Annotated in this window: 29 protein-coding genes; 23 read left to right on the top strand and 6 right to left on the bottom strand. The window is 76.3% G+C overall.

What is annotated here, in order from left to right; translation table 11 throughout:
• Positions 1-16 precede the first annotated feature (16 nt).
• Complete coding sequence (locus tag ACI8AK_RS13345) at positions 17-394, top strand: amphi-Trp domain-containing protein (protein WP_456902423.1); 378 nt, start codon at positions 17-19, stop codon at positions 392-394.
• A gap of 34 nt (positions 395-428) precedes the next feature.
• On the opposite strand, the gene ACI8AK_RS13340 is transcribed toward ACI8AK_RS13345, so the two are convergent.
• Positions 429-737, bottom strand: coding sequence for a hypothetical protein (locus ACI8AK_RS13340; protein WP_456902424.1), 309 nt, complete (start codon positions 735-737; stop codon positions 429-431).
• A 197-nt stretch (positions 738-934) separates the two neighbouring features.
• On the opposite strand from ACI8AK_RS13340, the gene ACI8AK_RS13335 reads away from it, so the two are divergent.
• The gene (locus tag ACI8AK_RS13335) at positions 935-1,420 is read left to right on the top strand and encodes a universal stress protein (protein ID WP_387988119.1); all 486 of its coding nucleotides are present in this window, start codon (positions 935-937) and stop codon (positions 1,418-1,420) included.
• A gap of 25 nt (positions 1,421-1,445) precedes the next feature.
• Here ACI8AK_RS13335 and ACI8AK_RS13330 read toward each other — a convergent pair whose 3' ends face one another.
• On the bottom strand, positions 1,446-1,943 hold the full coding sequence (locus tag ACI8AK_RS13330) for an Lrp/AsnC family transcriptional regulator (RefSeq protein ID WP_387988120.1): 498 nt from the start codon (positions 1,941-1,943) through the stop codon (positions 1,446-1,448).
• Between the two features lie 155 nt (positions 1,944-2,098).
• Here ACI8AK_RS13330 and hppD point away from each other — a divergent pair, with 155 nt between their 5' ends.
• Together hppD and ACI8AK_RS13320 are read left to right on the top strand one after the other, a co-directional pair.
• Positions 2,099-3,304, top strand: a complete 1,206-nt coding sequence (gene hppD, locus ACI8AK_RS13325; protein ID WP_387988121.1) for a 4-hydroxyphenylpyruvate dioxygenase — start codon at positions 2,099-2,101, stop codon at positions 3,302-3,304.
• 87 nt (positions 3,305-3,391) lie between these two features.
• Positions 3,392-4,597, top strand: coding sequence for a cupin domain-containing protein (locus tag ACI8AK_RS13320; protein WP_456956606.1), 1,206 nt, complete (start codon positions 3,392-3,394; stop codon positions 4,595-4,597).
• Here ACI8AK_RS13320 and ACI8AK_RS13315 read toward each other — a convergent pair.
• Positions 4,558-5,088 carry a hypothetical protein gene (locus tag ACI8AK_RS13315; protein WP_456956604.1) on the bottom strand — a complete coding sequence of 177 codons (531 nt, stop codon included), beginning with the start codon at positions 5,086-5,088 and terminating at the stop codon, positions 4,558-4,560. The genes ACI8AK_RS13320 and ACI8AK_RS13315 overlap by 40 nt on opposite strands.
• A gap of 262 nt (positions 5,089-5,350) precedes the next feature.
• On the bottom strand, positions 5,351-5,923 hold the full coding sequence (locus ACI8AK_RS13310; RefSeq protein ID WP_456956602.1) for an N-acetyltransferase family protein: 573 nt from the start codon (positions 5,921-5,923) through the stop codon (positions 5,351-5,353).
• Positions 5,924-6,016: 93 nt separating this feature from the next.
• Here ACI8AK_RS13310 and ACI8AK_RS13305 point away from each other — a divergent pair, with 93 nt between their 5' ends.
• From ACI8AK_RS13305 to ACI8AK_RS13225, 17 genes are all read left to right on the top strand, one after another.
• Positions 6,017-6,268, top strand: a complete 252-nt coding sequence (locus tag ACI8AK_RS13305) for a hypothetical protein (protein ID WP_387988125.1) — start codon at positions 6,017-6,019, stop codon at positions 6,266-6,268.
• 92 nt (positions 6,269-6,360) lie between these two features.
• Positions 6,361-6,864: a copper chaperone PCu(A)C gene (locus ACI8AK_RS13300; RefSeq protein ID WP_387988126.1), complete on the top strand. Its 504-nt coding sequence runs from the start codon at positions 6,361-6,363 to the stop codon at positions 6,862-6,864.
• 90 nt (positions 6,865-6,954) lie between these two features.
• Positions 6,955-7,923: an NADPH:quinone oxidoreductase family protein gene (locus ACI8AK_RS13295; protein ID WP_456956600.1), complete on the top strand. Its 969-nt coding sequence runs from the start codon at positions 6,955-6,957 to the stop codon at positions 7,921-7,923.
• A gap of 108 nt (positions 7,924-8,031) precedes the next feature.
• Positions 8,032-8,487 carry an RDD family protein gene (locus tag ACI8AK_RS13290; protein WP_387988128.1) on the top strand — a complete coding sequence of 152 codons (456 nt, stop codon included), beginning with the start codon at positions 8,032-8,034 and terminating at the stop codon, positions 8,485-8,487.
• Positions 8,488-8,786: 299 nt separating this feature from the next.
• The gene (locus ACI8AK_RS13285) at positions 8,787-8,933 is read left to right on the top strand and encodes a LapA family protein (RefSeq protein ID WP_387988129.1); all 147 of its coding nucleotides are present in this window, start codon (positions 8,787-8,789) and stop codon (positions 8,931-8,933) included.
• Between the two features lie 7 nt (positions 8,934-8,940).
• Positions 8,941-9,366, top strand: coding sequence for an ester cyclase (locus ACI8AK_RS13280; protein ID WP_387988130.1), 426 nt, complete (start codon positions 8,941-8,943; stop codon positions 9,364-9,366).
• 79 nt (positions 9,367-9,445) lie between these two features.
• Complete coding sequence (locus tag ACI8AK_RS13275) at positions 9,446-10,312, top strand: MEDS domain-containing protein (protein WP_456902430.1); 867 nt, start codon at positions 9,446-9,448, stop codon at positions 10,310-10,312.
• Positions 10,309-11,244: an anti-sigma factor RsbA family regulatory protein gene (locus ACI8AK_RS13270; protein WP_456956598.1), complete on the top strand. Its 936-nt coding sequence runs from the start codon at positions 10,309-10,311 to the stop codon at positions 11,242-11,244. The genes ACI8AK_RS13275 and ACI8AK_RS13270 overlap by 4 nt, the downstream gene beginning before the upstream one ends.
• A 94-nt stretch (positions 11,245-11,338) precedes the next feature.
• A complete protein-coding gene (locus ACI8AK_RS13265) occupies positions 11,339-12,556 on the top strand; it encodes a Gfo/Idh/MocA family protein (RefSeq protein ID WP_456956597.1) in 1,218 nt (405 codons plus the stop codon).
• Positions 12,557-12,689: 133 nt separating this feature from the next.
• Positions 12,690-13,664, top strand: coding sequence for a substrate-binding domain-containing protein (locus ACI8AK_RS13260; RefSeq protein WP_387988134.1), 975 nt, complete (start codon positions 12,690-12,692; stop codon positions 13,662-13,664).
• A 72-nt stretch (positions 13,665-13,736) separates the two neighbouring features.
• A complete protein-coding gene (locus tag ACI8AK_RS13255) occupies positions 13,737-14,789 on the top strand; it encodes an ABC transporter permease (protein ID WP_387988135.1) in 1,053 nt (350 codons plus the stop codon).
• A 2-nt stretch (positions 14,790-14,791) separates the two neighbouring features.
• Positions 14,792-15,607, top strand: a complete 816-nt coding sequence (locus ACI8AK_RS13250) for an ATP-binding cassette domain-containing protein (protein ID WP_387988136.1) — start codon at positions 14,792-14,794, stop codon at positions 15,605-15,607.
• 151 nt (positions 15,608-15,758) lie between these two features.
• Positions 15,759-18,032, top strand: a complete 2,274-nt coding sequence (locus ACI8AK_RS13245; protein ID WP_456956595.1) for a cytochrome P450/oxidoreductase — start codon at positions 15,759-15,761, stop codon at positions 18,030-18,032.
• Entirely contained in the window at positions 18,029-19,048 is a 1,020-nt protein-coding gene (locus ACI8AK_RS13240) for a Gfo/Idh/MocA family oxidoreductase (RefSeq protein WP_456956594.1), read from the top strand. The genes ACI8AK_RS13245 and ACI8AK_RS13240 overlap by 4 nt, the downstream gene beginning before the upstream one ends.
• Entirely contained in the window at positions 19,045-19,821 is a 777-nt protein-coding gene (locus tag ACI8AK_RS13235; RefSeq protein WP_456956592.1) for a TIM barrel protein, read from the top strand. Before ACI8AK_RS13240 ends, ACI8AK_RS13235 begins: the two co-directional genes overlap by 4 nt.
• A 139-nt stretch (positions 19,822-19,960) precedes the next feature.
• Positions 19,961-20,689: a GntR family transcriptional regulator gene (locus ACI8AK_RS13230; RefSeq protein ID WP_387988140.1), complete on the top strand. Its 729-nt coding sequence runs from the start codon at positions 19,961-19,963 to the stop codon at positions 20,687-20,689.
• A 125-nt stretch (positions 20,690-20,814) separates the two neighbouring features.
• On the top strand, positions 20,815-21,018 hold the full coding sequence (locus ACI8AK_RS13225; protein ID WP_387988141.1) for a hypothetical protein: 204 nt from the start codon (positions 20,815-20,817) through the stop codon (positions 21,016-21,018).
• Between the two features lie 17 nt (positions 21,019-21,035).
• Here the strand turns inward: ACI8AK_RS13225 and ACI8AK_RS13220 are convergent, their stop codons facing one another.
• Together ACI8AK_RS13220 and ACI8AK_RS13215 are read right to left on the bottom strand one after the other, a co-directional pair.
• Positions 21,036-21,626, bottom strand: coding sequence for a hypothetical protein (locus tag ACI8AK_RS13220; RefSeq protein ID WP_456956590.1), 591 nt, complete (start codon positions 21,624-21,626; stop codon positions 21,036-21,038).
• Between the two features lie 73 nt (positions 21,627-21,699).
• Positions 21,700-21,960 (bottom strand): hypothetical protein, encoded by a 261-nt coding sequence (locus ACI8AK_RS13215; protein ID WP_456949251.1) that lies wholly within the window; start codon positions 21,958-21,960, stop codon positions 21,700-21,702.
• Between the two features lie 96 nt (positions 21,961-22,056).
• On the opposite strand from ACI8AK_RS13215, the gene ACI8AK_RS13210 reads away from it, so the two are divergent.
• Positions 22,057-22,776 (top strand): MBL fold metallo-hydrolase, encoded by a 720-nt coding sequence (locus tag ACI8AK_RS13210; protein ID WP_456956588.1) that lies wholly within the window; start codon positions 22,057-22,059, stop codon positions 22,774-22,776.
• Positions 22,777-22,860: 84 nt separating this feature from the next.
• The gene (locus tag ACI8AK_RS13205) at positions 22,861-23,676 is read left to right on the top strand and encodes a DUF899 family protein (protein ID WP_456956587.1); all 816 of its coding nucleotides are present in this window, start codon (positions 22,861-22,863) and stop codon (positions 23,674-23,676) included.
• Positions 23,677-23,681: the final 5 nt, after the last annotated feature.

Genomic DNA, 23,681 nt, shown 5'->3' with positions numbered 1-23,681 from the left:
GAGGACGGAGAGGGCCGTGGCGGACGTGAAGATCGAGCAGGAACTGACGCTCAGCCGCCCGGAGGTCGCCCGCCTCCTCCGGTCGCTGGCGGAGGGGCTGGAGTCCGACGACGGCGAGGTCGCCGTCCGGCTGGGGACCAGCACCGTCGAGCTGTCGGTCGGCGACCGGCTCCGCTGCGAGCTGGAGGTGGAGGTCGACGGCGACGAGATCGAGCTGGAGCTGGAGCTGACGTGGCCGACCTCCTGCGGCGCGGCCTCCGCCGCGCAGCAGGACCGCGCGGACGAGGAGGTGCCGACCGCCGCGGAGAGCTGGGCGGAGCCGGCTCCTCCCGCGCCGCGGAGTGCACCGGAGACCCGGACGAAGCCGGAGAAACGCCGCTCGTCGCCGGCCTGACCGCGCGGGCGGTGCGGTCGGCGCGGGCGGCGGGTCAGGGCCGGCGGGCGGCCCGCCGGCCCTGCGCCGCGTGGTGCCGGATGACCCGGGCGACCGTGCGGTAGGTGGCGGCGCGGTCGGCCCGGCCGCGCTCCACCGCCTCGGCGGTCAGCCGGTCGAAGGTCGCGGCGATCCGGGTGTCGGTGTCGGCGAGGAGCCGGCCGAGGTCGCGGGCCTGCTGGGCGGCCCGCTGCACGCGCTCGGCCGGCGGCAGCAGCGGGGGCGGCGGGGAGCCGAGCCACGCCCGGACGGTCTTCCGGTCGCCGGCGGCCTCCCAGCCGTGCGCGGCCGACAGCCGGGCCACCGCCCCCCACGACGCGACGGGGCCGCGGGACGTCCGTGGCCCCCGTCCGTGGAACTCCGCGGGCCGGCGGGCAGTTGCCCGTGTGACGGCGCCGTGCCCCTGCCCCCCGCGGTGCCGCTGCCGCCCGCGACCGGCGGGCGGGTGCGGGGCACCGATCGCGAGGAGGGACCGGGCCGGTGGCCGAGGTGTGCGAGTCCGTGACCATCGACGGAGGGGTGCTGGTCGGGCACGACGGCTCCGCCGGCGCCCAGGAGGCGCTGGTGTGGGCGGCCGGCCTGGTCGGGCGGACCGGACTCCCGCTGCACGTGCTCCGGGCGTGGAGCCTGACCACCGCGCCGCGGCCGTCCACCTGGGAACCGGGCTACGTCCCGCCCCTGGAGGACTCCGAGCAGGCCGTGCGCGACGACCTGGAGCGCTGCGTCGCCGCGGCCGGCCTCGACCCGGCGGTGCGAGTGCGCACGCACGCGGTCCACGGCCCGGTGGCCCGGGTCCTGGTGCAGGCGGCCGGGGGCGCGGACCTGCTCGTCGTCGGCGCCCGGGGCGGCGGTGGCTTCGCCGGGCTGCTGCTCGGGTCGACCAGCGACCAGCTGGTCCACCACGCGCCGTGCCCGGTGACGGTGGTCCGCACCGGCACCGGACGCCCGCTCTCCTGGACCGCGGCGCCCGGGGAGGCCACCGCCTGACGTCGCCGCGCGTCCGGGCCCCCGTTCAGGCGCGGGGCATCCGCGAGCGGCCGGCGTCCGGGGCGGCCCCGGTCCGCAGCAGCGGCAGGGTCCGCCGCGGCACCAGCTCCGACAGCGCGACGACGCTGGTCGACCGGACCACCGACGGCGACCGGTTGAGCTCGACCAGCACCTGCTGCAGCGCCTCGTGCGACGCCGCGCCCACCCGGCACAGGACGTCGCCGCTGCCCGTCGTCGCGTGCGCCTCCAGCACACCGGGGATGGCCTCGAGGTCGGCGCGGACCGCCTCGATCGCGCCCTGCGCGATCTCCAGCGTCACGAACGCCTGGACACCGAACCCGGCCGCGGCGACGTCGACGTCCGGGCCGTAGCCGGTGACGACGCCGGACCGCTCGAGGCGCGCGACGCGGGCGGTGACCGTCGCCCGGGCCACGCCGAGCAGGCGGGACAGCTCCAGCGCGCCGGCACGGGGGTGCTCCCGCAGCGCCTCCAGCACCGCGACGTCCAGCGCGTCGAGCGTCATGCGTCCTCCCGGGGCGCGAGCTGTGCAGTCTGCCCAGTCGACAGGCCGGTCCGCTGGGCCAGCGGTGCAGCCGGACCAGCACCTGCGGTCAGGGTTGCACAGCACGGCCTCCCGCAGTGGGCTCTCCCCACGTCCCCGCGCAGAGGAGGCCTCCGGTGTCGATCGAGCAGACCCTCAACGACGAGGAACGCCTGGCCGGACTCGACCTGCGGCAGCTGGAGCAGCTGGTCGGCCTGGTGCAGTACGACGAGTCGGCCGACCCGTTCCCGGTCTCGGGCTGGGACGCGCTGGTGTGGGTCGTCGGCAACGCCGTGCAGACGGCGCACTTCCTCCAGTCGGCCTTCGGCATGGAGCTGATCGCCTACTCCGGCCCCGAGACCGGCAACCGCGACCACCGCGCCTACGTGCTGCGCTCCGGCGCCGCCCGCTTCGTCGTCACCGGCGCCTACGACCCCGCCAGCCCCCGCGCCGACCACCACCGCGCGCACGGCGACGGCATCGTCGACATCGCCCTCGCCGTGCCCGACGTCGACCGGTGCGTCGCCCACGCCCGCGCCCAGGGCGCCACCGTCGTCGCCGAGCCGCACGACCTCACCGACGAGCACGGCACCGTCCGGCTGGCCACCATCGGGGCGTACGGCGACACCGTGCACACCCTCGTCGACCGCTCCCGCTACACCGGCCCCTACCTGCCCGGCTACGTCGCCCGGACGTCGTCCCACCGGCCGCGGCCCGGCCGCCCGCGCCGGCTGTTCCAGGCCGTCGACCACGTCGTCGGCAACGTCGAGCTCGGCGCCATGGACCGCTGGGTCGACTTCTACAACCGGGTCATGGGCTTCACCAACATGGCGGAGTTCATCGGCGACGACATCGCCACCGACTACTCCGCGCTGATGAGCAAGGTCGTCGCCAACGGCAACCACCGGGTCAAGTTCCCGCTCAACGAGCCGGCGGTGGGGAGGAGGAAGTCGCAGATCGACGAGTTCCTCGAGTTCTACCGCGGTCCCGGCGCCCAGCACGTGGCGCTGGCCACCGACGACATCGTCGCCACCGTCGACGCGATGCGCGCCGAGGGCGTCGAGTTCCTCGCGACGCCGGACTCCTACTACGAGGACCCGGGGCTGCGGGCCCGCATCGGCGAGGTGCGCGTGCCGATCGAGGAGCTGCAGGCCCGCGGGATCCTCGTCGACCGCGACGAGGACGGCTACCTGCTGCAGATCTTCACCACGCCCACCGGCGACCGGCCGACGGTGTTCTTCGAGCTCATCGAGCGGCACGGCTCGCTCGGTTTCGGCAAGGGCAACTTCAAGGCACTCTTCGAGGCCATCGAGCGCGAGCAGGAGAAGCGCGGCAACTTCTAGGAGGGCCACCCTTCCCCCCAGGCCTCGCTCCGCTCGGCGCGGGCCCCTGAAGGGTGGCGGTTCGAGTCCCTCACCAGGAAGGCCACCATGGCGTTCTACCGGAGGGTGGGCGAGGTCCCGCCCAAGCGGCACACGCAGTTCCGGCGTCCCGACGGCGGCCTGTACGCCGAGGAGCTGATGGGGGAGGAGGGCTTCTCCAGCGACTCCTCGCTGCTCTACCACCGCGGCCTGCCCTCGGCGCTGGTCGACGCCCGCCCGTGGGAGCTGCCCGACCAGACCCTGACGCCGAACGCACCGCTCGTGCCGCGCCACCTCAGGCTGCACGACCTGTTCCCGGGGGAGGAGCCCAAGGGGGTCGACCCGGTCACCGGCCGACGGCTGGTGCTGGGCAACGCCGACGTCCGCATCTCCTACGCCGTCTCGTCGCTGCCCAGCCCGTACTACCGCAACGCGGTCGGCGACGAGTGCGTGTTCGTCGAGCGCGGCACCGCCACCGTGGAGACCGTGTTCGGCGCGCTGGAGGCCGGCGCGGGCGACTACGTGGTGGTCCCGCGGGCCACCACCCACCGCTGGGTCCCCACCGGCGACGAGCCGCTGCGCACCTACGCGATCGAGGCCAACTCCCACATCGCGCCGCCCAGGCGCTACCTGTCCCGCTACGGGCAGTTCCTCGAGCACGCGCCCTACTGCGAGCGCGACCTCCGCGGCCCGGACGCCCCGCTGCTGGCCGAGGGCACCGACGTCGAGGTGTACGTCAAGCACCGCGGCCCCGGGCCCGGCGGGCTGGCCGGCACCGTCCACGTGACGCCGGAGCACCCCTTCGACGTCGTCGGCTGGGACGGCTGCCTCTACCCCTACGCGTTCGCCGTGGCGGACTTCGAGCCGATCACCGGGCGGGTGCACCAGCCGCCGCCGGTGCACCAGGTGTTCGAGGGCGCGAACTTCGTCATCTGCAACTTCGTGCCGCGGAAGGTCGACTACCACCCGCTGGCCGTGCCGGTGCCCTACTACCACTCCAACGTCGACAGCGACGAGGTCATGTTCTACGTCGACGGCGACTACGAGGCGCGCCGGGGCTCGGGGATCGGCAGGGGGTCGGTCTCGCTGCACCCCGGCGGGCACAGCCACGGCCCGCAGCCCGGCGCGGTGGAGCGGTCGCTCGGCGCGGAGCGGTTCGACGAGCTGGCGGTCATGGTCGACACCTTCCGCCCGCTCGAGCTCGGCGAGGCCGGCACCGCCTCCGACGACGGCCGCTACGCCTGGAGCTGGTCGGGCCGGGGACCCGGCACGTGAGCTGACGGGACCGGCCCGCCGGTCACCGGCGCGCGGGCGGCGGCGACGGCCGCGGCCAGCGTGGCCCGCAGGGCGGCGTCCCGCCGCGGTCCGGGCAGGTCCCACAGCGCGGCGACCGCCGCCTCCAGGCGGTGGCGCCCCGGCCCCTGCCGGTACAGCGGGTCCAGCCACCGGGCGAGGCCCGCCCGCGGCCCGGTGCCGGCGACGCGGACGCACCGCCGCCCGGCGCGGGCGAGGTGCCGGCGCAGCAGGGCCGGGTGCTCCGCCGCGGCGGCGGCGGCCCGCACCGCGGCGTGGACGACGGCGGCCGTGCGGCGGGCGTCCCGGAAGCGGGCGGTGCCGGCCAGGGCGGGGGCGAAGGCGGCCAGCAGCGGCCGCCCGTCGTCGGTGGAGGCGTCGTTCACCAGCCGGGCCAGCGCGGCCAGGGTGGGGTCGGTGCAGCGGGGGTGGTCGTCGAAGGAGGTCCCGGCGAGCACCGAGACGTACTCCATGAGACACGCGCCCTGCTCCGGCGACGCGTGCCACCCGGCCCTGAGCCGGGGGAGCCCGTCGGGGACGACGGGCCGGTCGGTCCTCCCCATGGTCCACCACCGGTTCGGTCGACGGACGGCGACGGCGCGGTCAGTGTCGCGCGCACCGCCGCCGCTGGGGGCGGGCCGGCGCGCGCGGGCTCGTCCGGGGCGCCCGCCCGCGCGTCGCCCGGACCGGACGGGTCGCGGCGCGCGCCGAGCGGCGCCTGCTGCGCGCCCGGGGTCAGGGGACCGGGGGCAGGTCGGTCACCTCGACGGTGAGCTCGCCCCCGCCCTCGTGCCGCGCGGTCAGCCGGCCGGCCCGGCGCAGCATCCCCAGCGAGGCGCGGTTGTGCGCGGCCACGGTCGTGCGCAGCCGGACGACGTCGCGGGGCCGGCGGGCCAGCACGGCGTCCAGCAGCGCCCGGCCCACACCGCGGCCCTGCCAGGAGTCGAGCACGGTGACCGCGACGTCGGCCGTCTCCGGCTCGCCGGGCCAGCGCACCAGCCGGGCCACGCCGACCGGGCGGGCGCCGCCGTCGACGGGGAAGGCGGTGAGGACGACGGCGACGTGGTCGACGCCGTCCACGCCGTCGACCAGGAGCCGCAGGAGGGAGTCGGACAGCTCGGGCAGGTCGGTGAGGAAGCGGGAACGCCGCGACTCGGGCGAGAGCTCGGCGTAGCCGGCCCGCAGCGCCTCGCCGTCGGTGTCCAGCAGCGGCCAGACCAGGGCCGGGGTGCCGTCGGCGAGGACGGCCTCCGTCAGCGGGCCGGCCGCGTCAAGGGCCCGCTCGGTGGTCGTGCTCGGGGTGCTCACGACGGGTACAACGCCCGCGGGGGTCGCAGGCGTCCGGGATGTGCGCGGTAGCACGTCGTTGCCACGGGGCGCCGCGGCCCGCACCCTCGCTGCATGACGCGCAGGGGGACGTCCACCGGCACCGTGGTCCGCTGGGACGAGCAGGCGCGCGGCGCCGTCGTGGAGGTGCCCGGCCTGCCCGGCGACTGCTGGGCCGACGCCGCCGCCGTCGACCCGGCCGGCGGCACGCTGCGCGCCGGGCAGGTGGTCACCGTGGACTGGGTCGAGGAGCCGGCGCACGGGCGGCCGTTCCGCGCGGTGCGCGTCCGGCGGCGGGAGGACCTGCAGGCCACGCCCGGCGCCTGAGCCCGGACCCGCGCGCGACCCGCTGGGCGCGAGCGGTCACGCGGAGCACGATGACCGGTACGCCACAGTCCGTGCCGGCGTCAGGAGGGCCCGTGGAGCAGCGGACCGGAGCACGCGCACCCCTCGGGACGGCGACGGGCGCCGCGGTCCTCGTCCTCCTCGCCGCCGCGTGCGGCACGGGGCAGGACGCGGAGACCGCCCGGGAGACGCCGGACACCCCGGGCGTCGACGGCTCGGTCGGGCAGGTGGCCCTCAGCGACGTGTACCTCGACGCCGACGCGACGATCGCCGCCGGCGACTCGGTCGCCCTCCGCGGCGCGCTGACCAACGACGGGGACACCGACGACCGGCTGGTCTCGGTGAGCACGCCCGCGGCCGGGTCGGTCACGCTGCTCGACGAGCAGGGCGACAGCAGCCCCGACGGCATCGACCTGCCCGCCGACGGCTCGGTCGACGCGACCCGGGGCCAGGTCCGGATGCAGCTCGACGACGTGACCGCCGACATCACCACCACGGACACCGTCCAGGTCACGTTCGCCTTCCAGGAGGCCGGGCAGGTGCAGCTGGACGTGCCCGTCGGGACGGCGGGGTCGTAGGGCCGGCGGGGACCCGGCTCGGGCCGGCGGCGCCGCGGGCGTGCTCTGACACACTCGCCGCACCGTCTCCCGAGCCCTCCAGGAGGACCCGTGCGCGCCGCGCAGATCACCAGCCTCGACGGCCCCTCGGCCATCTCCGTCGTCGACGTCCCCGAGCCCGACGCCGGCGGCAAGGTCGTGATCGACGTGCACGTCGCCGGCGTGACCTTCCCCGAGGTGCTGCTCAGCCGCGGCGAGTACCAGCTCAAGCCGCCGGTGCCGTTCGTGCCCGGCAGCGAGGTGGCCGGCGTCGTGCGCAGTGCCCCGGAGGGCAGCGGGCTCGCCGCCGGGCAGCGGGTGGCGGCCTTCCCCGGCTTCGGCGGCTTCGCCGAGGTGGCCGCGGCCGACCCGGGCTTCGTCTTCCCGCTGCCCGACGGCGTCTCCTTCGAGCAGGGCGCCGCGCTGCCGATGAACTACCTGACCATGCACTTCGCGCTGCGCCGGCGGGGGCAGCTGCGCGAGGGCGAGACGGTGCTCGTGCACGGCGCCGCGGGCGGGCTGGGGACGGCGGGCGTCCAGCTCGCCAAGGCCTACGGCGCGCGGGTGCTCGCGGTGGTGTCCAGCGAGGCCAAGGGCGAGGTGGCCCGCGCCGCCGGCGCCGACGAGGTCGTGCTCGCCGACGGGTTCCGCGAGCGGGTGAAGGAGCTCACCGGCGGCCGCGGCGTCGACGTCGTCGCCGACCCGGTCGGCGGGGACCGGTTCACCGACTCGCTGCGCAGCCTCGGCCGCGAGGGCCGGCTGCTGGTGCTCGGCTTCACCGGCGGCGAGATCCCGACCGTCAAGGTCAACCGGCTGCTGCTCAACAACGTGTCGGTGGTCGGCGTCGGCTGGGGCGCGTTCTGGACCGGCGACCCCGGCTTCGTGCGCGAGCAGTGGGCCGACCTGCTGCCGCTGCTCGAGCAGGGCCGCCTCCGGCCGGTGCTCGGCACGGTGCACGACCTCGCCGACGCCGCGGCCGCGGTCACCGAGCTCGACGAGCGCCGCGCCACCGGCAAGGTCCTGCTGCGCGTGCGCGACTGACCCGGGGCCGAAGGGCCCCGCGCGCCCGGGCCGTCCGGGCGTGGGGACGGGACGGGCCACCCCGCGAGGCTGGGGCGGTCCGTCCCGCACCCGACGCAGGAGGCAGCCATGACGGCGCTCTCCGCCCCGTACGCCGCGACCACCGACGTCCACGTCACCGGCCGGCGCGTCCTCGCCACGCTCATCGACAGCGTGGTCGTCGGCGCCGCCTTCACCCTGCTGGCCGCGGGCACCGACTCCATCGAGCAGGTGGGCCCGTGGGAGTGGGTGTCCGACGCCCCGCCTTGGGCCAGCGTGCTCTACGCCGTGGCGGCCCTCGCCTACTTCGTCCTCATGGAGGGGGCGCTCGGGCAGACGCTGGGCAAGATGGCGACCGGGATCCGGGTCGTCGACGAGCGGACGGGCGCCACGCCGCCGGGCTACGCCGCCGCGGCGATCCGCACCGTGCTGCGGGTGGTCGACGGTCTCCTCGGCTACCTGGTGGCCTTCGTCGTCGTGCTGTCCAACCCCCGCCGGCAGCGGCTCGGGGACATGGCCGCGCACACCCTGGTCGTCCGGACCTGACCGGCGCCGGTCACAGCGGCTTCGGCGAGCGGGCGGCGCGTGCCCGGACCCGGGCCCGGGTGCGGAGGGTCGGGACGGGCCGCGGTCCCCGACGGCCCGCCTCGTCCGCCCGGGGTGAGGCGGGGCCCGCCGCCGCGACGGGACGGTGGCGCGTCCGGCCTCGACCGTGCCACTCCCGACCGGCGGAGGACCCCATGGCCACGACGACACCCGCCAGGACCCCACCCGCCGCCCCGTCGTCCCGCCCGGCGCGGCGCCGGGTCCGGCCAGCACAGGTCCTCGCGCCGGTCCTCGCCGTCGTGACGGTCGCGTTCATCCCGCAGAACCGCGACCGGGTCACCGTCGACCTGTTCACCGTCGACGTCTCGTCGCCGCTGTGGCCGATCCTGACGATCGTGCTGCTGGTCGGCGTGCTCCTGGGGACGATCCTGCGCACCCGGCGGTGACGGGCCGATGACCTTCGACGTCGACCGGCTGCTGCGGCTGTGGACCGACCCGCTGCCCGGCGGACCCGCCGCGGAGGAGGCCTTCCGCGCGGTCTACACCGACCCCGTCACGGTCAACGGCCGGCCGCTGACCGCCGCCGACCTGGTCGCCCGCGCCCGGGCGGTGCAGGGCACCTTCGAGCGGGTGGAGCGGCAGGTCGTCGCCGTGGTCGAGGACGGCGACCGGGTCGTGGTCGCCTTCCGGATGGGCGGCCGGCAGGTGGGGCCGCTGCAGACCGCGGCCGGCCCGCTCCCGCCCACCGGCCGGGACGTGCGGCTGCGGGTGGTCGACGTCCTCACCCTCGACGGCGGCCGGATCGCCGACGTCTGGATGGTCGCCGACGAGCTCGGGGCGCTGGCCGCCGTCGACGCCGTCCGCCTCGTGCGCGCCTGACCAGGGCCTCCGCGAGCGCCCCCGGAACGGATCCGTCCGGGTCCTGACACCGGCGACGCGGGTGGGTAGCGTCACCGGGGTGACCACCCCGCAGGGTCTGGGCACCCCGACCGGACTCCGGCCGGGGGACCACGCCTGCTGGTCCTTCGGCGACGGCGCCGACCTGGCCGCGGCGGTCGTGCCCTTCCTCGAGGAGGGGCACCGGCGCGACGAGCAGCTGGTCGTGGTCGGCCCCTCGCGGTCCGCCCTGCTGGCCGCGGTGTCGGGGCTGCCGCACCGGGACGAGCTGTTCGCCGCCGGCCGGCTCGACCTGCAGACGACCGGCGACAGCTACACGGCCGCGGGCGGCCTCACCCCGGCCGAGCAGGTGGAGCACTACCGCGCCGCGACGCGGGCGGCGCTCGCCGGCGGGCGCACCGGCCTGCGGGTGGCCGCGGACGTCACCGAGCTGGTCCGCGGCGGGCGGGCCGGCCGCCGCCTGCTGCACGCCTACGAGCAGCTCGCCGACGAGCTCATGGCCGCGGTCCCCATGACCGCGCTGTGTCTCTACGACGCGTCGGTGGGCCCGGAGGTCCTCGGGCCGGTCGCCGTCCTCCACCCGCTGCAGCACCTCGGCGACCGGCTGCCGCTGGCGCACCTGTCCGGCCGCGGACCCCGGCTGTCGCTGCACGGCGAGGTGGACCTCACCGAGGCCGCGCACGTGGCGACCGCGCTGGTGGACGTCGCCGGCGACACCCCCGGCGAGCTGGTGCTCGACCTCGCGGACCTCGACTTCCTCGACGTCGCGGGCGCCCGGGCGCTGGCCGGCGCGGCGCGGGAGCTGGCCGCCCGCGGGATCGACCTGCGGCCGGTCGCGGCGCGCCGGAACGTGCTGCGCTGCCTGGAGCTGTTCGGCCTGGAACCGTTCGGCCGGGAGCCGTCCGGCACGGCCCCGGGGCAGCCGTGACCTGGCTGCACCCGACCGGCGACTGGGACGGCGCCGGCCTCGCCCACGAGGGGTTCGTCTTCTCCTCCGACGCCGAACTGGTCGAGCGGGTGGTGCCCTTCGTCCTCGAGGGCTTCCGCCGGGACGAGCCGGTGCTCGTGGTCGCCGGGGAGCGGGTGCGCAGCCTGCTGGCCGGGCAGCTGGGGACCGACCTCGGCCGGCTGGCGGTCTTCGCCGCCGCGGAGACCTGGTGGCGCGGCGGCCACGGCACGCTGCAGGCCTACGACCGCGACCTGCGCGCCCTCCGCGCCGAGGCGCCGAGCTGGCGGCTGGCCGCCGAGCCGGTGTGGCTGGCCCGGGAGGACGGGCGGGAGTGGAGCCGCTTCGAGGCGGTGGCCAACCGCTGCTACGACACGATGCCGTACTACAGCCTCTGCCTGCACGACGCCCAGCGGCTGCCCGCCGACGTCCTCGCGGCCGTCGCCCGCACCCACCCGCTCACCTGGGACGGCGCCGCCCCGGCACCCCAGCCGGCGTACGAGGACCCGGCCTGCTTCCTGCACCGGGCGCAGCCGGCCTGGACCCCGCGTCCCGAGGCCGCGCCCGTCCTGCCGGTGACGTCGCCGGGGCAGGGCCGCCGCGCGCTGAGCGTGCTGCTGCCGGCCGGCCGGCGCGCGCGGCTGGGCGACGTCGTCCTGGCCGCCCACGAGCTGCTGGTCAACGCGCTGGGGGCCGCCCCCTTCGCCGAGCTGTCGACCTGGACCGACGGGGACGCCTTCGTCGTCGAGGTGGCCGACGCCGGGCCCGGCCTGGCCGACGCGACGCTCGGCTACGTGCCCCCGGACCCCGCCGACGGCGCGCGCGGCATGTGGCTGGCGTGGAGCCTGGCCGACGACGCCGCCGTCTGCACCGGGCCGGCCGGCACCACGGTCCGGCTGTTCTTCCGCGCCTGACCCGGCGGCTCCCGACCCCACGGCACGGAGCGGTCCCCGCGGGCCGGTCCGGGCCTACGCTCGCTCCCACTCACGGGGCCGAGGGGGGCGTGCCGTGGGCGGGAACGGGCCGGGGACCGGGCGTCCGGTCGGGGTCGCGGTCGTCGGGTTCGGCTGGATGGGCACCGTGCACGCGCGCGCACACGCCCGGGTCGGCCACCACTTCCCCGGCCTGCCCGTCGTCCCGCGGCTGGTCGCCGTCGCCGACGACGTCCCCGGCCGCGCCGAGGCCGCCGCCGCCGGCTACGGCTTCGCCACGGCCACCACGGACTGGCGGGCGGTGCTCGCCGACCCGCGCGTGGAGCTCGTGTCGGTCACCGCGCCCAACTGGCTGCACCGGGAGATCGGCGTCGCCGTCGCGGGGTCCGGCCGGCACCTGTGGATCGAGAAGCCGGTCGGCCTGACCGCCGACGACGCCCGCGCGGTGGCCGGCGCGGCCGCCGCGGCCGGCGTCCAGGGCGTCGTCGGGCTGAGCTACCGCAACGTGCCCGCGGTCGCCCTGGCGCGGGAGATGGTCGCCGCCGGCGAGATCGGCCGGGTGACCCACGCCCGCGTCGCGTTCCTCAGCGACTACGCCGCCGCGCCGGAGGGGGCGCTGACCTGGCGGTACGAGCGGGCCCGCGGCGGCAGCGGGGTCCTCGCCGACCTCGGCTCGCACGCCGTCGACCTGGTCCGCCACCTGCTCGGCGACGAGGTCGAGTCCGTGCTCGCCGACACGGCGGTGTTCGTGCCGCAGCGGCCCCGACCGGCCGGGCCGACGTCGGGGCACGCGCTGGCGGCCGGCGGCGTCCCGGGGCCGGTGGAGAACGACGACCACGTCGCGGCGCTGCTGCGGCTGTCCTCCGGCGCGCGGGTGGCGCTGGAGGCCAGCCGGGTGGCGGCGGGGGAGCAGAACGCCTACGGCTTCGAGGTGCACGGCAGCGCCGGGCGCCTGGCGTGGGACTTCCGCCGGATGGGCGAGCTGCAGGTCAGCCGCGGCCCGCTCGCGCAGGACCAGCCCGTCGCGACCGTGCTGGTCGGTCCCGGGGCGGGGGAGTACGCGGCCTTCCAGCCCGGGCCCGGCAACCCGATGGGCTTCGACGACCTGAAGGTCGTCGAGGCGCGCGACGCGCTGCTGGCGGCCGCGACCGGCGAGCCGCACGGCGCGACGCTGGCCGACGCGGTGCGGGCGGCGGACGTCCTGGACGCGATCGCCGACTCCGCCGCCCGGGGGGAGCGGGTGGCGGTCCCCGCGGACCGCGCAGTCCCGGTCGGGGGCACGCCGGACCCTTGACGCCTCTGGTGCCCCATGTCACATTCCACATGTCACTATGTCCAGACATAAGGACGTCGTCGTGACGGGGGGTCCGGCGTCTGGACCGGCCGACGGCCGCCAGGAGGGTGGCCATCCCGACGAGGAGACGCCCATGAGGAGGACCCGCAGGTCGCTGCAGCTGGCGGTGGCGGTGAGCGCGACGGTCGTGGTCGCGAGTGCGTGCAGCAGCGAGGGCGGTGCCCAGAACGAGGGCGGCGGTGCGGACCAGGGCGACTACACGATCGCGATGATCACGCACGAGACGCCGGGGGACACCTTCTGGGACAAGATCCGCGCCGGCGCGGAGGCCGCCGCCGAGGCCCACGGCCTCACGCTCAACTACTCGAACGACCCGGATTCGAGTGAGGAGGCCACCCTCGTCCAGAACGCCGTGGACCAGGGGGTCGACGGCATCGCGGTCACCCTCGCCTTCCCCGACGCCGTCGGGCCGGCGGCGCAGTCGGCGATGGAGGCCGGCATCCCGGTCGTCGCCTTCAACTCCGGCATCGACGACTACGCCGACTACGGCGTGCCGATGTACTTCGGGTCCAACGAGGACCTCGCCGGCCAGACCGTCGGCACCCGGATCGGCCAGGAGGGCGGCGGCAAGGCCCTCTGCGTCATCCAGGAGCAGGGTCAGGTCGCGCTCGAGACCCGGTGTGCCGGCGTGGCGAAGACCTTCGCCAACACCGAGAACATCAACGTGCCCGGCGCCGACCTGCCCGCGGTGCAGCAGACGATCGGGGCCAAGCTCCAGCAGGACCCCGCGATCACCCACATCGTCACGCTGGGTGCGCCGATCGCCCTGGCGGCGCAGCAGGCCAAGGCCGACTCCGGCAGCCAGGCCCAGGTCGTCACCTTCGACCTGAACTCCGACGTGGCCGAGTCGATCCAGAACGGTGACATCGCCTTCTCCGTCGACCAGCAGCCCTACGTGCAGGGCTACATGGCCGTCACCGCCCTGTGGCTGAACATCACCAACGGCAACGACATCGGCGGTGGTGGACCGGTGCTCACCGGCCCGTCGATCGTCGACGAGCAGAACATCGGCCCGATCGTCGAGTACGCGGCCAACAACACCCGGTAACCCCGCTCGGGGGGAGCCGGGGCCGCCCGGCTCCCCCCGCCCTCCCCCTGGAGTGCAGACATGAGCTCATCCGTGGCGACACCCCCCTCGGCGGCGCCGCCGTCGTCCGCCGTCCAGGCGCGCCCCCAGCGGTCGGTGGTCTCCCGGCTGCTGGCGCGTCCCGAGATCGGCGCGTTGGCCGCCGCGATCGCGATCTTCGTCTTCTTCTACGCGGTCGCCGCACCCTTCCGGAGCCTGCCCGCCTTCGCCACCGTGCTCTACGCCAGCTCGACGATCGGCATCGTCGCGGTCGGCGTCGCGCTGCTCATGATCGGCGGGGAGTTCGACCTGTCGTCCGGCGTCGCGGTGACCACCTCCGCCCTGGCCGCGGCGATGCTCACCTACCAGCTCAGCCTGAACATGTGGGTGGGCGTTCTGTTCAGCCTCGCGGTCGCGCTGGTCATCGGGTTCGTCAACGGCTACCTGGTGGTGCGGACCGGCATCCCGAGCTTCCTCATCACCCTGTCCACCTTCTTCGTCCTGCAGGGCGTCAACCTCGGCGTCACCAAGATCGTCACCGGGACGGTGGCGACGCCGAACGTCAGCGACATCGACGGGTTCGACTCGGCACGGGCGGTGTTCGCCAGCGACATCGACCTCGGGTTCATCACGGTCAAGATCACGGTGCTGTGGTGGCTGCTGTTCGTGGCCGTCGCCTCGTGGCTGCTGCTGCGCGCCCGGGCCGGCAACTGGATCTTCGCCGCCGGCGGCAACCAGGCCAGCGCCCGCGCGGTCGGCGTCCCCGTGCCCAAGGTCAAGATCGGGCTCTTCATGGGGGTCGCCTTCCTGGCCTGGTTCCTCGGGATGCACCTGCTGTTCAACTTCAGCTCGGTCCAGTCCGGCTTGGGCGTGGGCAACGAGTTCATCTACATCATCGCCGCGGTCGTCGGCGGTGCCCTGCTGACCGGCGGCTACGGCTCGGCGGTGGGGTCGGCCCTCGGCGCCTTCATCTTCGGCATGACGACGCAGGGGATCGTCTTCGCCGGCTGGGACCCGAACTGGTTCCGGACCTTCCTCGGCGTGATGCTCCTGCTCGCCGTGCTGGTCAACCTGTACGTCAAGAACTACGCCTCGCGGAGGAAGTGACGATGACCGACACCATCGCGGAGCACGCCGCCCCGGACCTGAAGGCCGGCACGCCGCTGGTCGAGATGGAGGGCGTCGGCAAGTCCTACGGCGCCATCCGCGCCCTCGAGGGCATCGACCTGCGGGTCAACGCCGGCGAGGTGGCCTGCGTCCTCGGGGACAACGGCGCCGGCAAGTCGACGCTCATCAAGATCATCTCGGGGTTGCACCCGCACACCGAGGGCACCCTGCGGGTCGACGGCCAGGAGCGGCACTTCAGCTCGCCACGGGAGGCGCTCGACGCCGGCATCGCGACCGTCTACCAGGACCTCGCGGTGGTCGGCCTCATGGAGGTCTGGCGCAACTTCTTCCTCGGCTCGGAGATCCGCAAGGGCAAGTACCCGATGGCGCCGCTGGACATCAAGGCCATGCGGGAGATCGCCGACACCGAGCTGCAGAAGATGGGCATCGTCGTCAAGGACATCAACCAGCCGATCGGCACGCTGTCGGGTGGTCAGCGCCAGTGCGTGGCGATCGCCCGGGCGGTGTACTTCGGCGCCCGGGTGCTCATCCTCGACGAGCCGACCGCGGCGCTCGGCGTCAAGCAGTCCGGCGTCGTCCTCAAGTACACGGCCGCGGCCCGCGACGCCGGCCTCGGGGTCGTCTTCATCACCCACAACCCGCACCACGCCTTCATGGTCGGGGACCACTTCGTGATCCTGAAGCTGGGCCGGCGGGTGCTGGACAAGAAGCGCTCGGAGGTCACCCTCGAGGAGCTCACCGGCGAGATGGCCGGCGGCCAGGAGCTCGCCGAGCTCTCGCACGAGCTGAAGCGCTGACCGCGCCCGGGTCCCCCCGCGCCGTCCCGCGCGGGGAGGACCCGGCCGTGCCCACCTCCCGCCGCAGCCGGACGGCCGGGCGACGCCGCACGTCCGCGTCGGCCCGGCCGGACCGGCGACGGCACCGCCCGCACCGCGCAGGGAGCCCGCCGTGACGACCACCGCCCCCCGCACCGCCACCGCGATCGACTACGACCCGTTCCGGCCGGACTTCTACACGTCCGACCCCTTCGCCCTGTACCGCCGGATGCGCGACGAGGCACCGGTGTGGCACAGCGAGCGCTGGGGCTGGTACGTGCTGACCCGCTTCGAGGACGTGCGGGCGGCGGCGCTCGACGCGGACACCTTCCGCAGCTTCGAGGGCATGGACATCGACGACAGCCGCCTCGAGCAGGCGCCGCCGGGGTCGATCGGCAGCATGGACAACCCCCGGCACGACCAGGTCCGCTCGGTCGTCCAGCCGTACTTCGTGCCCCGCCGGATCGCCGACCGGGAGGACGGCATCCGCGCCGTCGTCCGCGGGCTGGTCGGCACCTGGCGGGACCGCGGCACCGGCGGGCGGGGCACGGTCGACATCGCCCAGGAGCTGGCCTGGCCGATGCCCTTCGACGTGTTCTTCCACCTCATGGGCCTGCCGGGCCGGCACGACCCCGACCCCCTCGAGCAGGCGCGCCGCGAGCAGCTGGAGCACTGGACGCACGAGCTCAAGGACCGCGTGCCCGGCACCCCGCACCTCACCCCCGTGGCGCGGGCGGCCACCGCCGGCGTGCAGCAGTTCTTCATCGACCTGCTCGACGACCGCCGCCGCGCCGCCCGCGACGACCTGGTCACGCGGTTCGTGCAGGCCGACGTCGACGGCGTGCCGTTCGTCCCGGAGCGGGTGACGACGGAGTCCGAGGTCAGCGGCCTGATGATGATCCTGTTCCTCGGCGGCGTGGAGTCCACCGCCGGGCTGACCGGGACGCTGTTCCAGCTGCTGGCCGAGAACCCGGACCAGCGGGCGCTGCTGCGGGCCGACCCCTCGCTGATCCCGGCCGCGGTCGAGGAGGCGATGCGGCTGGTCACCCCGCTGCAGCTCACCGCCCGCACCACCTCCCGCGAGGTGACGCTGCACGGCGTGACGATCCCGGCCGGCGGCCGCGTCGTCCTGGTCATGGGCGCGGCCAACCGCGACGAGCGGCAGTTCCCCGACCCCGACGCGTTCGACGTCACCCGGCCCCGCGGCCGCCACCTCGGCTTCGGCGAGGGCGTGCACGGCTGCCTGGGCGCCCCGCTGGCCCGGCTCGAGGCGCGGATCGCGCTGGAGGAGGCGCTGCCGGTGCTCGGCGACTACGAGCTGGCCGGCCCGCCGGTCTTCTACCCGAGCTCCCCGAACATGTACGTCTGGAAGAACCTGCCGATCAGCTTCGGCGGGGCCGCCCGGCACCGCCCGCACGTGGAGGAGGTCCGGCACCGCACCACCAGCGTCACCCTCGCCGCCACCGAGTTCGAGGCGCCGGCCCGGGTGGCGGCCAAGCGCGAGGTCGCCGACGGCGTGGTGGAGCTGGTGCTGCGCGCGGCCGACGGCTCACCGCTGCCGGCGTGGGAGCCGGGCGCGCACGTCGACCTGGTCCTCGACGGGGCGCCCACCCGGCAATACTCCCTGTGCGGCGACCCCGCCGACCACTCCGCGTACCGGCTCGGCGTGCTGCGCGATCCCGACGGGCGGGGCAGCTCCCGGTACGTGCACGACACCCTCCGGGAGGGCGACCCCGTGCGGGTGCGCGGCCCGCGCAACAACTTCCCGCTCGCGCCCTCGCCGCGGTACCTGTTCATCGCCGGCGGCATCGGCATCACGCCGGTCCTGCCGATGGTCCGGGCGGCCGAGGCGGCCGGCGCCGACTGGCGGCTGGTCTACGGCGGCCGGCGCCGCGCCTCGATGGCCTTCCTCGACGAGCTGGCCCCCCACGGCGACCGGGTGTCGGTCCGCCCGCAGGACGAGACCGGCCTGCTCGACCTGCCCGCGCTGCTCGGCACCCCGCAGCCGGACACCCTCGTCTACTGCTGCGGCCCCGAGCCGCTGCTCGCGGCGGTCGAGCGCGCGGTCGCCGGCTGGCCCCCGCGGTCGCTGCGCGTGGAGCGCTTCGCGCCGCGCCCGCAGACCGGGCCGGTGCGCGACGAGCCGTTCGAGGTGGTGCTGCGGCGCAGCGAGCTGACCCTGCCCGTGCCGGCGGACCGCTCGATCCTGGCGGTGGTGGAGGCGGCCGGGGTCGGGGTGCTGTCCTCCTGCGCGGAGGGCACCTGCGGCACCTGCGAGACGGCGGTGCTCGCGGGCACCCCCGACCACCGCGACTCCGTGCTCAGCGACGACGAGCGGCAGGCCGGCGACTGCATGATGATCTGCGTCTCCCGCGCCGCGGGGCCGCGTCTGGTGCTGGACCTGTGACCGCCGGCCCGCTGGGCGTCGCCCTCCTGGGGTCGGGGCGGATGGGCGCCTTCCACGCGCAGACCCTGGCCCGGCGGCTGCCGTCCGCGCGGCTGGTGGCCGTCGCCGACCCCGCGCAGGGCGCCGCCGAGTACCTGACGGGGGTGCTCGGCGCGGGCCGGGCCTACACCGACGCGGCGCAGGTGTGGGACGACCCGGACGTCGACGCCGTCGTCGTCGCCGCGCCGGCCCGCGCGCACGCCGACCTCGTGGTCGCCGCCGCGGCCGCCGGCCGGCACGTGTTCTGCGAGAAGCCGATGGCGGTGACGCTGCCCGACGCCGACCGCGCCATCGACGCCGCCCGCGCCGCCGGCGTGGTGCTGCAGGTGGGCTTCAACCGCCGCTTCGCCGCGGACTGGGCCGCCGCCCGGGCGCTGCTCGACGACGGCACGCTCGGCACGCCGCGGCTTCTGCGCTCGCTCACCCGCGACCCGGGCGGCTTCTCCCCGGCCCGGGTGCGGCCGGACACCGTCTTCCTGGAGACGCTGATCCACGACTTCGACACGCTGCGCTTCCTGCACCCCGGCGCGGAGGCGGTGGAGGTGCACGCCGTCGCCGACGCGCTGGTCGAGCCCGCCTGGCGCGACCGGGGGCTGCTGGACACCGCGGTCGTCGTCGTCCGCTTCGCCGACGGTGCGATGGGGGTCGCCGAGGCCTGCTTCGAGGCGGCCTACGGCTACGACGTCCGCGGCGAGGTGCTCGGCTCCGGCGGCATGGCCACCGTGGGCGACGGCCGCCGCACCGGCATGGTGTTCTCCGGCGCCGGTGGCCGGGTGGCCGAGACCGTCCGCAGCGACCAGGAGCTGTTCGCCGAGGCCTACACCGCCGAGCTCGCGGCGTTCGTCGACGCCGTCCGCGGCCGGACGCCGCCCCCGGTCACCGGGGAGGACGCCCGCGCGGCGCTGGCGATCGCGCTGGCCGCGGCGGAGTCGGTCCGCGCCGGCCGCCCGGTGCGGATCGACGAGGTGGAGAAGTGAGCCGGTACCGGCTGGCGGCCTCGGCGGAGATGCTCTTCCTCGACCTGCCGTTCGCCGAGCGGGTGCGGCGGATCGACGCGGCCGGCCTCGAGGTCGAGATCTGGGACTGGACGGCGAAGGACCTCGACGCGCTCGCCGGCACCGGCGCCACGTTCTCCTCGATGACCGGCTACGTCACCGGCACCCTCGCCGACGACGACGGCGCGGCCGAGCTGCTGCGCACCGCCGAGCTGTCGCTGGCGGCCGCCGAGCGGCTGGACTGCCCCCGGCTCAACGTGCACGGCACCGGGCTGGACGCCCGCGGGCTGCCCGTCGTCCCCGCGGTCGTCGTGACCCCGGCGATGTGGCTGACCGCCGCCCGCACGCTGACCCGGCTGGCGGGGCTCGGCGAGCGGGCCGGGCGGGTGTTCACCCTGGAGAACCTCAACACCGCCATGGACCACCCGGGCACACCGTTCGCCCGGGCCGCGGACACCATCGCGCTGGTCGAGGCCGTGGGCAGCCCGCACCTGCGGCTCAACCTCGACCTCTACCACGCGCAGATCGGCGAGGGGAACCTGGTCGCGCTGGTGGAGCGGGCGCTGCCGCTGGTCGGCGAGGTGCAGGTGGCCGACGTCCCGGGGCGGTGCGAGCCGGGCACCGGCGAGATCCGCCACGAGGCGGTCGCGGCCGCACTCGACCGGCTCGGCTACGACGGCGTCGTCGCGCTGGAGGGCTGGGCGTCCGGCGACCCGGACGACGCGCTGAAGGCGTTCCGCGCCGCCTACGGCTGACGTGATTTGTCCGGACGTCCTAATGTCCGGCTGCCCCGATGTGGGGACGACAGGAGGTGCCCGCCCGGGTGCGATCATCGGGGACGCGGGAAGCGGGTCTCCGGACCGACCCGCGGTGCTCGCTTCCCGGGAGGCAGACGTGCTCACCTTCGACATCGACCGCTCCAGTCCCACGCCGCTGTACTTCCAGCTGGCGCAGGCCATCGAGGGGGCGATCACCGGCGGCTCGCTGCCCCCGGGCTCGCGGCTGGAGAACGAGCTGCTGCTGGCCCAGCGCTACGGGCTGTCCCGGCCGACGGTCCGCCGCGCGGTGCAGGAGCTGGTGGACAAGGGCCTGCTGGTCCGCAAGCGCGGCGTGGGCACCCAGGTGATCCAGCCGCACGTCCGCCGGTCGGTGGAGCTCACCAGCCTCTACGACGACCTGTCCCGCGCCGGCGAGGCGCCGACGACCGAGGTGCTGTCCCTGGAACGGCGGCCCGCGCCGGCCGACGTCGCCGGGGAGCTCGACCTCGCGCCGGGGGAGGAGATCGTGGTGGTCCGCCGGCTGCGCCGCTCGCACGGCGAGCCGCTGGCGCTGATGACCAACCACCTGCCCGGCCGGTTCGACCCGTCGGTGGAGGACCTCACCGAGCGGGGGCTCTACCAGTACCTGCGCGCGCAGGGGGTGCACCTGCGGGTGGCCCACCAGCGGATCGGCGCGCGCCTGGCCCGGGCCGACGAGGCGCGGCTGCTGCAGGAGCCGCCGCGGGCGGCGCTGCTGACCATGGAGCGGACGGCGTTCGACGACAAGGGCGGCGCGGTGGAGCTCGGCCGGCACGTCTACCGCGCGTCCCGCTACGACTTCGAGACGACGCTCGTCGGCCGCTGACGGCGGCCGGTGTGCCCGGTCACGGTGCGCACACTCACAGGCCGGATGCCGCACCGCCGCGCCGCGCGCGAGGACGATGGAGTCGGTACAGAGAAGACGACGCAGACGCAGCTCGGAGAACCGCCATGTCCACCCTCCTCACCCCCTCCCGCCGCGGCTCGGTGTGGCAGCGGTCCCGCCGCGCCCTCGAGCGCGAGCTGGCCGACTACGCCACGACCGCCGACCGCGACGACCTCACCGCCCTGCTCGAGGGCCGCGGCTCCGGCGAGAGCCTCGCCGCCGAGATCCTGGGCCGCCAGGCGCACCGGGCGCTGTTCGCCCGCGCCTGACCCGTCCGGCGGGCGGGCTAGGGCAGCCGCTCGAGCTCCCCGCCGTCCCACTCCCAGCGGACGGTCATCCGCCCGGACGGCCCGCCGGCGTGGGTGTCGCCCGGCTCGTACACCCGCATGACCGCCACCACCCGGCCGTCCTCGACCGAGAGCCCGTCCGGGTCGTAGACCGGCGGCAGGACGTCGGCCCGCGGCAGCGTGCGCGGGCTCGGCAGCACGGCCAGCCGGCGGCCGCCGGCGTCGAGGACGTGCACCTCCTCGACGATCCCGTTCGACGGCTGCGGGGAGCACCGCAGCAGGACGACGGTGTCCGGCCGGCCGTCGCCGTCGACGTCCCCGCTCACCGCGGCGCCGAGGGAGACGTCGAACCAGTCGTAGGGACCCGCGGCGGCCGGCACCCGCGCCGACCCGTCCCGCAGGGTCGCCGCGAACCCGTCCGGGACGACGCCGTCGCAGGTCACGGTGTAGGTGGTGTTCCGCCAGTCGGGGACGCGCGTCGCCGGAGCCGCCGGGGCGGGGGAGGCGCCCGGGTCACCGGCGCAGCCGGCCATCAGGAGGCACGCCCCCACACCGGCCGCGCTCAGCCGGCGGATCGCCGCGTCGGACATCGGGCCTCACCTCGGCCGGGGCGGAGGAACGGGGGAGCACCCCTCCGGACCGAGCGTCCCACCGTCCGGGCCCTCAGGCGAACGGGTTCTCGCCGGCCTCGACCTGCGCCGCGAGCTCCCGCAGCGCCGCCCGGTCCGGCGTGCCGCCGGCCTCCCGCACCGCGGCCTCCAGCGCGGCGGCCACCTCGTCCGCCGGCCGGCCCGCCATGCGGTCGGCGACCGCGGCCAGCGTGGGCGCGACCCGCTCGCTGAGCAGCTGCTCCCGCCGCGGGTCCGGCGGGCGCAGCAGCCGCAGCAGCTCCTCCTGCAGCCCGCTCCGGGGTCGGCGTCCCACCGGCTCCCTCCCTCCGACGGCCCGGCCAGTCGACACCCCGCCGGGCGGCCGGGCAAGCCCCGCGGCGCTACCGTCCGGGCGAGGGAGGGAGCGCCGGTGCACGAGGTCACCGAGGACGTCTTCTGCGTGCCGGGCACCGCGGTCAACCGGGTGCTGGTCCGCGACGGCCGCGACCTGACCCTGGTCGACGCCGGGTACCCGGGCGACGCCGCGGGCCTCGCCGACGCCGTCCGCGCCCTGGGCTCCCGGCCGGAGGACGTGCGCGCCGTCCTGGTCACGCACGCCCACGTCGACCACGTCGGCGGGCTGTCCGCCCTCACGCCGGGCACCACCGTGCTCGTGCACCCGGACGAGCTGCCGAACGCCCGCGGGGAGCGCCGCGAGCAGGCCACGCCGCTCGACGTCGCCGTCCGGGCCTGGCGGCCGCGGGTCGCCCGGTGGGCGCTGTCGATCGTGCGGGCCGGGGCGACCGCGCACCCCGTCGTCGCCGCGGCGCGACCGCTCCCCGGCGGCGGCCCGCTGGACCTGCCCGGCGGGCCGGTCCCCGTGCCCACGCCCGGCCACACCTCGGGCCACACCGCCTACCTGTTCCCCCGGCACGGGGTCGTGGCGACCGGCGACGCGCTGGTCACCGGGCACCCGACGTCGCGGGTGCGCGGACCGCAGCTGCTGCCGGGGTTCTTCTCCGCCTCGCCGGACCGCGCCCGGGACGCCCTCGGCGCGCTCGCCGCACTGCCGGCCGACCTGCTCGTCCCCGGCCACGGCGACCCGTGGCGCGGCGACCTCGCCGCCGCGGTGGCCCTGGCCCGTCGGTGACGGGGGCTCCCGCCGCGATGAGTTCCGGCCGGGGCGTGGGTCCTCCCTGGGAACCGCCGGCGACGAGATCCCCCGGAGGACGCCATGACGACCGTCCCGGACCGCCCCGCCCCCGCGCCCACCGGCCGCCCGCCCGTCGTCGACCGGGCCACCTGGCAGGCCGCCCGGGACGAGCTCCTGGTCCGCGAGAAGGCGCACACCCGCGAGGGCGACGCCATCGCCGCGGCCCGCCGCCGGCTGCCGATGGTGGAGGTCGACGGCGCGGCCGAGGTCGTCGGACCCGGCGGCCCGGTCCCGTTCCCCGACCTGTTCCAGGGCCGCGCCGAGCTCCTCGTCTACCACTCCATGTGGTACGACGGCGCGCCGCACCAGGGGCAGTGCGAGGGCTGCACCTTCAACCTGTGGCACCTGCGGGACGCCGTCTACCTCCACGCCCGCGGCGTCTCGTTCGCCGTCCTGACCTCGGGCCCCTGGGACGAGGTGGCGCCCTTCGTCGAGTTCATGGGGTACGCCCAGCCCTGGTACTCGGTGCGGGGCGCGGAGGAGCGGATCGCCACGGAGGAGGGGCACCTGTCCTGCTACCTGCGCGACGGCGACCGCGTCTTCCTCACCTACTCCACGACCGGCCGGGGCAACGAGCCGGCCGACGGGACTCTCGGCCTGCTCGACATGACGTCCTACGGCCGCCGCGAGGCGTGGGAGGACGTCCCCGAGGGCTGGCCCGCGGCCCCGCAGGTCGGCTCACCGGTCGGCGGGCACGGCGCGCCGATCTGCTGGTACTGGCGCTCGGACGCCGACGGGAACGCCGCCTGGGGCCCGACCAGCCGCCCCGTGCCCCAGTGGACCCGCCCCGGCGCGACCCCCGTGGACACCCTCGGCCGGCACGCCCACCACCACTGACCGGG

It is taken from the genome of Geodermatophilus sp. SYSU D00867 (assembly GCF_054050315.1).
The sequence above is the reverse complement of the archived record's forward strand: the minus strand, read 5'-3'. Positions and strand labels throughout refer to the sequence as shown.

Excerpts from the sequence above, each read along its gene's own strand:
- ACI8AK_RS13250 (WP_387988136.1), top strand. The coding sequence starts at position 14,792 with ATGACCGACACCATCGCGGAGCACGCCGCCCCGGACCTGAAGGCCGGC.
- ACI8AK_RS13260 (WP_387988134.1), top strand. The coding sequence starts at position 12,690 with ATGAGGAGGACCCGCAGGTCGCTGCAGCTGGCGGTGGCGGTGAGCGCG.
- ACI8AK_RS13330 (WP_387988120.1), bottom strand. The coding sequence starts at position 1,943 with ATGACGCTCGACGCGCTGGACGTCGCGGTGCTGGAGGCGCTGCGGGAG.
- ACI8AK_RS13280 (WP_387988130.1), top strand. The coding sequence starts at position 8,941 with ATGACCTTCGACGTCGACCGGCTGCTGCGGCTGTGGACCGACCCGCTG.
- ACI8AK_RS13320 (WP_456956606.1), top strand. The coding sequence starts at position 3,392 with ATGGCGTTCTACCGGAGGGTGGGCGAGGTCCCGCCCAAGCGGCACACG.
- ACI8AK_RS13305 (WP_387988125.1), top strand. The coding sequence starts at position 6,017 with ATGACGCGCAGGGGGACGTCCACCGGCACCGTGGTCCGCTGGGACGAG.
- ACI8AK_RS13315 (WP_456956604.1), bottom strand. The coding sequence starts at position 5,088 with ATGGAGTACGTCTCGGTGCTCGCCGGGACCTCCTTCGACGACCACCCC.
- ACI8AK_RS13205 (WP_456956587.1), top strand. The coding sequence starts at position 22,861 with ATGACGACCGTCCCGGACCGCCCCGCCCCCGCGCCCACCGGCCGCCCG.
- ACI8AK_RS13220 (WP_456956590.1), bottom strand. The coding sequence starts at position 21,626 with ATGTCCGACGCGGCGATCCGCCGGCTGAGCGCGGCCGGTGTGGGGGCG.
- ACI8AK_RS13225 (WP_387988141.1), top strand. The coding sequence starts at position 20,815 with ATGTCCACCCTCCTCACCCCCTCCCGCCGCGGCTCGGTGTGGCAGCGG.
- ACI8AK_RS13290 (WP_387988128.1), top strand. The coding sequence starts at position 8,032 with ATGACGGCGCTCTCCGCCCCGTACGCCGCGACCACCGACGTCCACGTC.